At 73.3% G+C, this 7,311-nt stretch carries 8 protein-coding genes and 2 pseudogenes; 5 read left to right on the forward strand and 5 right to left on the reverse strand.

The window, feature by feature from the left end:
* From E4P40_RS24885 to E4P40_RS24895, 3 genes are all read right to left on the reverse strand, one after another.
* Positions 1-350: hypothetical protein (locus tag E4P40_RS24885; protein WP_135161028.1), on the reverse strand; the 350-nt coding region annotated here is incomplete at its 3' end.
* 7 nt (positions 351-357) lie between these two features.
* On the reverse strand, positions 358-945 hold the full coding sequence (locus tag E4P40_RS24890) for a SatD family protein (RefSeq protein WP_135161029.1): 588 nt from the start codon (positions 943-945) through the stop codon (positions 358-360).
* A 38-nt stretch (positions 946-983) separates the two neighbouring features.
* Complete coding sequence (locus E4P40_RS24895; RefSeq protein WP_135161030.1) at positions 984-1,451, reverse strand: PPOX class F420-dependent oxidoreductase; 468 nt, start codon at positions 1,449-1,451, stop codon at positions 984-986.
* A gap of 78 nt (positions 1,452-1,529) precedes the next feature.
* Between E4P40_RS24895 and E4P40_RS24900 the strand changes: the two genes are divergently transcribed.
* Positions 1,530-2,810 carry an AI-2E family transporter gene (locus E4P40_RS24900; protein ID WP_135161031.1) on the forward strand — a complete coding sequence of 427 codons (1,281 nt, stop codon included), beginning with the start codon at positions 1,530-1,532 and terminating at the stop codon, positions 2,808-2,810.
* A 205-nt stretch (positions 2,811-3,015) separates the two neighbouring features.
* Positions 3,016-3,540 (forward strand): annotated as a pseudogene (locus E4P40_RS29170) (PAC2 family protein); the annotation flags it as partial.
* A 108-nt stretch (positions 3,541-3,648) separates the two neighbouring features.
* Here E4P40_RS29170 and E4P40_RS29175 read toward each other — a convergent pair.
* Together E4P40_RS29175 and E4P40_RS24915 are read right to left on the reverse strand one after the other, a co-directional pair.
* Positions 3,649-4,404: pseudogene (locus E4P40_RS29175) on the reverse strand (PAC2 family protein); the annotation flags it as partial.
* 97 nt (positions 4,405-4,501) lie between these two features.
* Entirely contained in the window at positions 4,502-5,782 is a 1,281-nt protein-coding gene (locus E4P40_RS24915; protein ID WP_135161031.1) for an AI-2E family transporter, read from the reverse strand.
* A 78-nt stretch (positions 5,783-5,860) separates the two neighbouring features.
* Here E4P40_RS24915 and E4P40_RS24920 point away from each other — a divergent pair, with 78 nt between their 5' ends.
* The 3 genes from E4P40_RS24920 to E4P40_RS24930 form a co-directional block, all read left to right on the forward strand.
* The gene (locus E4P40_RS24920; protein ID WP_135161030.1) at positions 5,861-6,328 is read left to right on the forward strand and encodes a PPOX class F420-dependent oxidoreductase; all 468 of its coding nucleotides are present in this window, start codon (positions 5,861-5,863) and stop codon (positions 6,326-6,328) included.
* Between the two features lie 38 nt (positions 6,329-6,366).
* Positions 6,367-6,954, forward strand: coding sequence for a SatD family protein (locus tag E4P40_RS24925; RefSeq protein WP_135161029.1), 588 nt, complete (start codon positions 6,367-6,369; stop codon positions 6,952-6,954).
* A gap of 7 nt (positions 6,955-6,961) precedes the next feature.
* A partial coding sequence (locus tag E4P40_RS24930) for a hypothetical protein (protein WP_135161028.1) occupies positions 6,962-7,311 on the forward strand: 350 nt, incomplete at its 3' end.

The raw sequence follows: 7,311 nt of genomic DNA on the forward strand, positions 1-7,311 counted from the left end.
GCGCCGGCGATCGCCGCCCGCTCGAGGACGCCGATCCAGGCGCCCCCGCGCAGGATGGTCGGGTCCTGCGGCCCGCCGGCCACGCCGACCTGGGCCGGATCGGCCGCCCGCAGGACGGCCGTGGCGACGGGACCGCCACCCAGCACCGCGGCGAGCACGGCGGCGGCGGTCGCCACCTCGACGACGCCCTCGGGAGCGTCGTCGCCCACCCACCCCAGGACGGCGGAGAGCGCGAGCAGGGCCGCGAGGATCGCCGCGCCCCAGAGCGGGCGGAAGCGTTCGCCACGGGCGGTGAGCAGCAGGCCCGCGGCGGAGACGACGGCCAGGACGGCGAGTGAGGCGATGCCCATGCCGGCCTCAGCCCCCGGCCCGGGTGAGCAGGCGGGTGGCGGTGGGCCGCAGCTCGCGCTCCAGGTCCCACAGCCCCGCGGCGAGACGCTGACCCACCGCCTGCCGCGAGATGCCGAGCTCGGTCGCCGCCTGGGCCTGGGTACGGCCCTCCGCGACCAGGCCGATCGCCTCCCACGCCTGGTCGCTGCGCCGGTCGACGAGGACGGCCAGGGCGCTGAGGACGGCCTGGGCGTCGGCGGCGTCGGCCGGCACCGCACCGCGCACCGCCAGCCGGGACGGGCGCTGCTTGGCGGCGTCCACGGCCCGGCGGGCGCTGAGGAACGCGGGACCGGCGCCGGCGCGCGTGCTCTTCGGCAGCGGGGTCTGCACCGGGCCCGCCCCGATGCCGATGCTCCACTCGCCGGCGCGCACGAGGTCGAGGACGACGTCCACCACCTGCCCGGGATCGTCGAGGACGCCCTGGAACTCGTCGCCGGCCGTACGCTCGAACGCCAGCACGGTCGGTACGGCGGCGTTGAGCCGCTGCAGGACCTCGGCCACCCGGTCGGTGGTCCGCCGGCTCGCCTTCTGGTCCACGGTCAGCACGAAGGGCACCTCGCAAGCCTGACAGCTTTCCTCATCGGATGCAAGTCTCAGAGCTTGTCGATGGCCTCGGGTGGGAAACCGCCGGTGGCGATCGGGCCCCATCCGGTGAGCGTGACCCGCAGCAGGGACTTGCCCTGCCGGCTCATCGCCGCCCGGTACTCGTCCCAGTCGGGATGCTCGCCGCTGATCGACCGGTAGTACTCCACCAGCGGCTCGAGCGCCTCGGGCAGGTCCAGGACCTCGGCCTCCCCGTCGACCTGCACCCAGGGTCCGTCCCAGTCCTCCGACAGCACGCACATCGACACGGCAGGGTCGCGCCGCGCATTGGCCACCTTGGCCCGCTGCGGATAGGTGGAGACGACGATCCGCCCGTCGCCGTCCACACCGCAGGTGACCGGCGACAGCTGCACCCCGCCCTCGCGCCGCCGGGTCAGCAGCACCGCGTGGTGCCGTGGGCGGAGGAATTCCAGGAGGGCGTCGCGGTCGACGCGGTCAGCGGTGGCGGTTCTCGGCATGGACCGACGCTACGACGAAGGTGTGACGCTCGTTGTCCGGCCGGGTCCGGGCCGCCCATCTGTGCTGTGATCGACCACATGAGGCTCCGACTTCCTGGCCGTCCAGCCGCCGAGCCGCACCGCGAGAAGGACCAGGACGCGCCGGACCCGGACCGTGCCGCCGTCACCACGGCTCCCGCACCCAGCCACGACCGCGGCCCCCGCCTGCAGGCGGCCAGTCGCACGCTGGCGATCGCGTCGTGGCGGTTCCTGCTGATCACGGCAGCGATCGTCGTCCTCGGCTACGTGCTCGGACGGCTGTGGTCGATCCTGCTGCCGATCGTCCTCGGGCTGCTCATCGCCACGGTGCTCTGGCCGGCCACGCGCTTCCTGCGCAGGCACGGCTGGCCGCCGGCCCTGGCGGCGAGCGTCGTGCTGATCGGCTTCATCGCGGCGTTCGTCGGCATCATCGCCGCGATCGCCCCGTCCGTCGCCGACCAGGTCACCGAACTCGCCGACCAGGCGTCCGCCGCCCTGCAGGACGTGCAGGAGTGGCTGCAGGGGCCTCCGTTCAACCTCGGCGAGGACCAGATCGGCGACGCCGTCGACTCGGTCATCAATTCGATCCAGGGCAACGCCCAGAACATCGCCGGCTACGCCCTCACCGGCGCCTCGGCGGTCGGCAACAGCCTGATCAACCTGGTGCTGGCGCTCGTCCTCGTCTTCTTCTTCCTCAAGGACGGCCCCCGCTGGGTGCCCTGGCTCTCGGCGCAGACCGGCCCCAGGGCGTCGCGGCACGTCGCGGCCCTGTCGTACAAGACGTGGTCGACGCTCTCGGAGTTCATCCGCCAGCAGGCCCTGGTCGGGTTCATCGACGCGCTCTTCATCGGCATCGGGCTCTGGATCTTCGACGTGCCGCTGGTGCTGCCGCTGGCCGTGCTCACGTTCTTCGGCGGCTTCATCCCCATCATCGGCGCCTTCGTCGCCGGCGCGTTCGCCGTCCTCATCGCCCTGGTCGACGAGGGCTTCACGGTGGCCCTGATCATCCTGGCGATCGTCATCCTCGTGCAGCAGATCGAGGGCAACGTGCTGCAGCCGATCATCCAGGGCCGCGGGTTCAACCTCCACGCCGCCGTCGTCATCCTGGCCGTCACCGCCGGCAGCAGCCTCGCCGGCATCATCGGCGCCTTCCTCTCCGTGCCCATCGCCGCGCTCATCGCGGTGATCTACCGCTACATCAGGGACGAACTGGACCATCGGTCCCCCGAGGTGGCCGACGACGGCACGCAGGCCCGGATCACCGGCGACGACGCCGGCGCCGAGATCCGGCACGACCAGGTCGCGGCCCCCGCTCCGGACGGCACGGACCCGGCGCGCTGAGCACCCGTCAGGAGGACCATGGGCGGTTCCGGGGGAATGCCGGACCGGTCCCCGGAGCTGCACCTGCCAGTCCGTCCACCGTCATGGAGGTTGTCCCGTGCCCCAGCGACCGGAGGAGCTCGTCGAGCTGCTCCCCGAGGCGTCCCGCTTCCTGAGCCGCGAGGCAGCGGTCGGGGACCCGGCCGAACGCGGCGGGCTGGTGCTGGTGCACGACCTGGCCGGCGACTTCGACGCCGCGCACGCCGGCACCCTCGCCGGCGCGCACCTGCTCGCCGGGCTGCCGCACGAGGTGATCGCCCGGTTCGACGTCGACAGCCTGGTCGACTACCGGGCGCACCGCCCGCGGATGACCTTCAGCGGCGACCGCTACGAGTCCTTCGCCGCGCCGGAGATCTCGCTCCACGCGCTGGAGGACGACGCCGGCGTGCCGTTCCTGCTGCTGCACGGCGCGGAGCCCGACTACGCCTGGGAGCGGTTCGTGGCCGCGGTGGCGCAGCTCGTCGAGAAGCTCGGCGTCACCTCGGTCGTGGCGCTGCAGGCCATCCCGATGCCGGTCCCCCACACCCGGCCGGTCACCGTGACCGCCCACGCCACACGCCGCCAGCTCATCGAGCCCTATCCCGTGTACTGGGGTGAGATGCGGATCCCCGGCAGCATCTCGGCGCTGCTGGAGCTGCGGCTCGGCGAGGCCGGCGTCGACGCGCTGGGCGTCGCCGCCCACGTGCCGCACTACCTGGCCCAGGCCACCTACCCCGCGGCGTCGCTCACCCTGGTCGAGCACCTCGAGCGCGGCGACCACGGCGAGGTTCTCGCTGGACCGGGCGATCTGCTCGTCGACCTCGGTGCGGTGGACCTCGGCCGCCTCGCGCAGCGAGTCGGTGGGCAGGTGCAGGCCGGTCAGCCGCTCGAGGTGCTCGACCAGGGTGAGCGACGCCGCGGGGTAGGTGGCCTGGGCCAGGTAGTGCGGCACGTGGGCGGCGACGCCCAGCGCGTCGACGCCGGCCTCGCCGAGCCGCAGCTCCAGCAGCGCCGAGATGCTGCCGGGGATCCGCATCTCACCCCAGTACACGGGATAGGGCTCGATGAGCTGGCGGCGTGTGGCGTGGGCGGTCACGGTGACCGGCCGGGTGTGGGGGACCGGCATCGGGATGGCCTGCAGCGCCACGACCGAGGTGACGCCGAGCTTCTCGACGAGCTGCGCCACCGCGGCCACGAACCGCTCCCAGGCGTAGTCGGGCTCCGCGCCGTGCAGCAGCAGGAACGGCACGCCGGCGTCGTCCTCCAGCGCGTGGAGCGAGATCTCCGGCGCGGCGAAGGACTCGTAGCGGTCGCCGCTGAAGGTCATCCGCGGGCGGTGCGCCCGGTAGTCGACCAGGCTGTCGACGTCGAACCGGGCGATCACCTCGTGCGGCAGCCCGGCGAGCAGGTGCGCGCCGGCGAGGGTGCCGGCGTGCGCGGCGTCGAAGTCGCCGGCCAGGTCGTGCACCAGCACCAGCCCGCCGCGTTCGGCCGGGTCCCCGACCGCTGCCTCGCGGCTCAGGAAGCGGGACGCCTCGGGGAGCAGCTCGACGAGCTCCTCCGGTCGCTGGGGCACGGGACAACCTCCATGACGGTGGACGGACTGGCAGGTGCAGCTCCGGGGACCGGTCCGGCATTCCCCCGGAACCGCCCATGGTCCTCCTGACGGGTGCTCAGCGCGCCGGGTCCGTGCCGTCCGGAGCGGGGGCCGCGACCTGGTCGTGCCGGATCTCGGCGCCGGCGTCGTCGCCGGTGATCCGGGCCTGCGTGCCGTCGTCGGCCACCTCGGGGGACCGATGGTCCAGTTCGTCCCTGATGTAGCGGTAGATCACCGCGATGAGCGCGGCGATGGGCACGGAGAGGAAGGCGCCGATGATGCCGGCGAGGCTGCTGCCGGCGGTGACGGCCAGGATGACGACGGCGGCGTGGAGGTTGAACCCGCGGCCCTGGATGATCGGCTGCAGCACGTTGCCCTCGATCTGCTGCACGAGGATGACGATCGCCAGGATGATCAGGGCCACCGTGAAGCCCTCGTCGACCAGGGCGATGAGGACGGCGAACGCGCCGGCGACGAAGGCGCCGATGATGGGGATGAAGCCGCCGAAGAACGTGAGCACGGCCAGCGGCAGCACCAGCGGCACGTCGAAGATCCAGAGCCCGATGCCGATGAAGAGCGCGTCGATGAACCCGACCAGGGCCTGCTGGCGGATGAACTCCGAGAGCGTCGACCACGTCTTGTACGACAGGGCCGCGACGTGCCGCGACGCCCTGGGGCCGGTCTGCGCCGAGAGCCAGGGCACCCAGCGGGGGCCGTCCTTGAGGAAGAAGAAGACGAGGACGAGCGCCAGCACCAGGTTGATCAGGCTGTTGCCGACCGCCGAGGCGCCGGTGAGGGCGTAGCCGGCGATGTTCTGGGCGTTGCCCTGGATCGAATTGATGACCGAGTCGACGGCGTCGCCGATCTGGTCCTCGCCGAGGTTGAACGGAGGCCCCTGCAGCCACTCCTGCACGTCCTGCAGGGCGGCGGACGCCTGGTCGGCGAGTTCGGTGACCTGGTCGGCGACGGACGGGGCGATCGCGGCGATGATGCCGACGAACGCCGCGATGAAGCCGATCAGCACGACGCTCGCCGCCAGGGCCGGCGGCCAGCCGTGCCTGCGCAGGAAGCGCGTGGCCGGCCAGAGCACCGTGGCGATGAGCAGCCCGAGGACGATCGGCAGCAGGATCGACCACAGCCGTCCGAGCACGTAGCCGAGGACGACGATCGCTGCCGTGATCAGCAGGAACCGCCACGACGCGATCGCCAGCGTGCGACTGGCCGCCTGCAGGCGGGGGCCGCGGTCGTGGCTGGGTGCGGGAGCCGTGGTGACGGCGGCACGGTCCGGGTCCGGCGCGTCCTGGTCCTTCTCGCGGTGCGGCTCGGCGGCTGGACGGCCAGGAAGTCGGAGCCTCATGTGGTCGATCACAGCACAGATGGGCGGCCCGGACCCGGCCGGACAACGAGCGTCACACCTTCGTCGTAGCGTCGGTCCATGCCGAGAACCGCCACCGCTGACCGCGTCGACCGCGACGCCCTCCTGGAATTCCTCCGCCCACGGCACCACGCGGTGCTGCTGACCCGGCGGCGCGAGGGCGGGGTGCAGCTGTCGCCGGTCACCTGCGGTGTGGACGGCGACGGGCGGATCGTCGTCTCCACCTATCCGCAGCGGGCCAAGGTGGCCAATGCGCGGCGCGACCCTGCCGTGTCGATGTGCGTGCTGTCGGAGGACTGGGACGGACCCTGGGTGCAGGTCGACGGGGAGGCCGAGGTCCTGGACCTGCCCGAGGCGCTCGAGCCGCTGGTGGAGTACTACCGGTCGATCAGCGGCGAGCATCCCGACTGGGACGAGTACCGGGCGGCGATGAGCCGGCAGGGCAAGTCCCTGCTGCGGGTCACGCTCACCGGATGGGGCCCGATCGCCACCGGCGGTTTCCCACCCGAGGCCATCGACAAGCTCTGAGACTTGCATCCGATGAGGAAAGCTGTCAGGCTTGCGAGGTGCCCTTCGTGCTGACCGTGGACCAGAAGGCGAGCCGGCGGACCACCGACCGGGTGGCCGAGGTCCTGCAGCGGCTCAACGCCGCCGTACCGACCGTGCTGGCGTTCGAGCGTACGGCCGGCGACGAGTTCCAGGGCGTCCTCGACGATCCCGGGCAGGTGGTGGACGTCGTCCTCGACCTCGTGCGCGCCGGCGAGTGGAGCATCGGCATCGGGGCGGGCCCGGTGCAGACCCCGCTGCCGAAGAGCACGCGCGCCGGCGCCGGTCCCGCGTTCCTCAGCGCCCGCCGGGCCGTGGACGCCGCCAAGCAGCGCCCGTCCCGGCTGGCGGTGCGCGGTGCGGTGCCGGCCGACGCCGCCGACGCCCAGGCCGTCCTCAGCGCCCTGGCCGTCCTCGTCGACCGGCGCAGCGACCAGGCGTGGGAGGCGATCGGCCTGGTCGCGGAGGGCCGTACCCAGGCCCAGGCGGCGACCGAGCTCGGCATCTCGCGGCAGGCGGTGGGTCAGCGTCTCGCCGCGGGGCTGTGGGACCTGGAGCGCGAGCTGCGGCCCACCGCCACCCGCCTGCTCACCCGGGCCGGGGGCTGAGGCCGGCATGGGCATCGCCTCACTCGCCGTCCTGGCCGTCGTCTCCGCCGCGGGCCTGCTGCTCACCGCCCGTGGCGAACGCTTCCGCCCGCTCTGGGGCGCGGCGATCCTCGCGGCCCTGCTCGCGCTCTCCGCCGTCCTGGGGTGGGTGGGCGACGACGCTCCCGAGGGCGTCGTCGAGGTGGCGACCGCCGCCGCCGTGCTCGCCGCGGTGCTGGGTGGCGGTCCCGTCGCCACGGCCGTCCTGCGGGCGGCCGATCCGGCCCAGGTCGGCGTGGCCGGCGGGCCGCAGGACCCGACCATCCTGCGCGGGGGCGCCTGGATCGGCGTCCTCGAGCGGGCGGCGATCGCCGGCGC

The organism is Blastococcus sp. CT_GayMR20, assembly GCF_004570345.1.

Coding starts and splice junctions, on each gene's coding strand:
- E4P40_RS24895 (WP_135161030.1), bottom strand. CDS start 1,451: ATGCCGAGAACCGCCACCGCTGACCGCGTCGACCGCGACGCCCTCCTG.
- E4P40_RS24900 (WP_135161031.1), top strand. CDS start 1,530: ATGAGGCTCCGACTTCCTGGCCGTCCAGCCGCCGAGCCGCACCGCGAG.
- E4P40_RS24915 (WP_135161031.1), bottom strand. CDS start 5,782: ATGAGGCTCCGACTTCCTGGCCGTCCAGCCGCCGAGCCGCACCGCGAG.
- E4P40_RS24920 (WP_135161030.1), top strand. CDS start 5,861: ATGCCGAGAACCGCCACCGCTGACCGCGTCGACCGCGACGCCCTCCTG.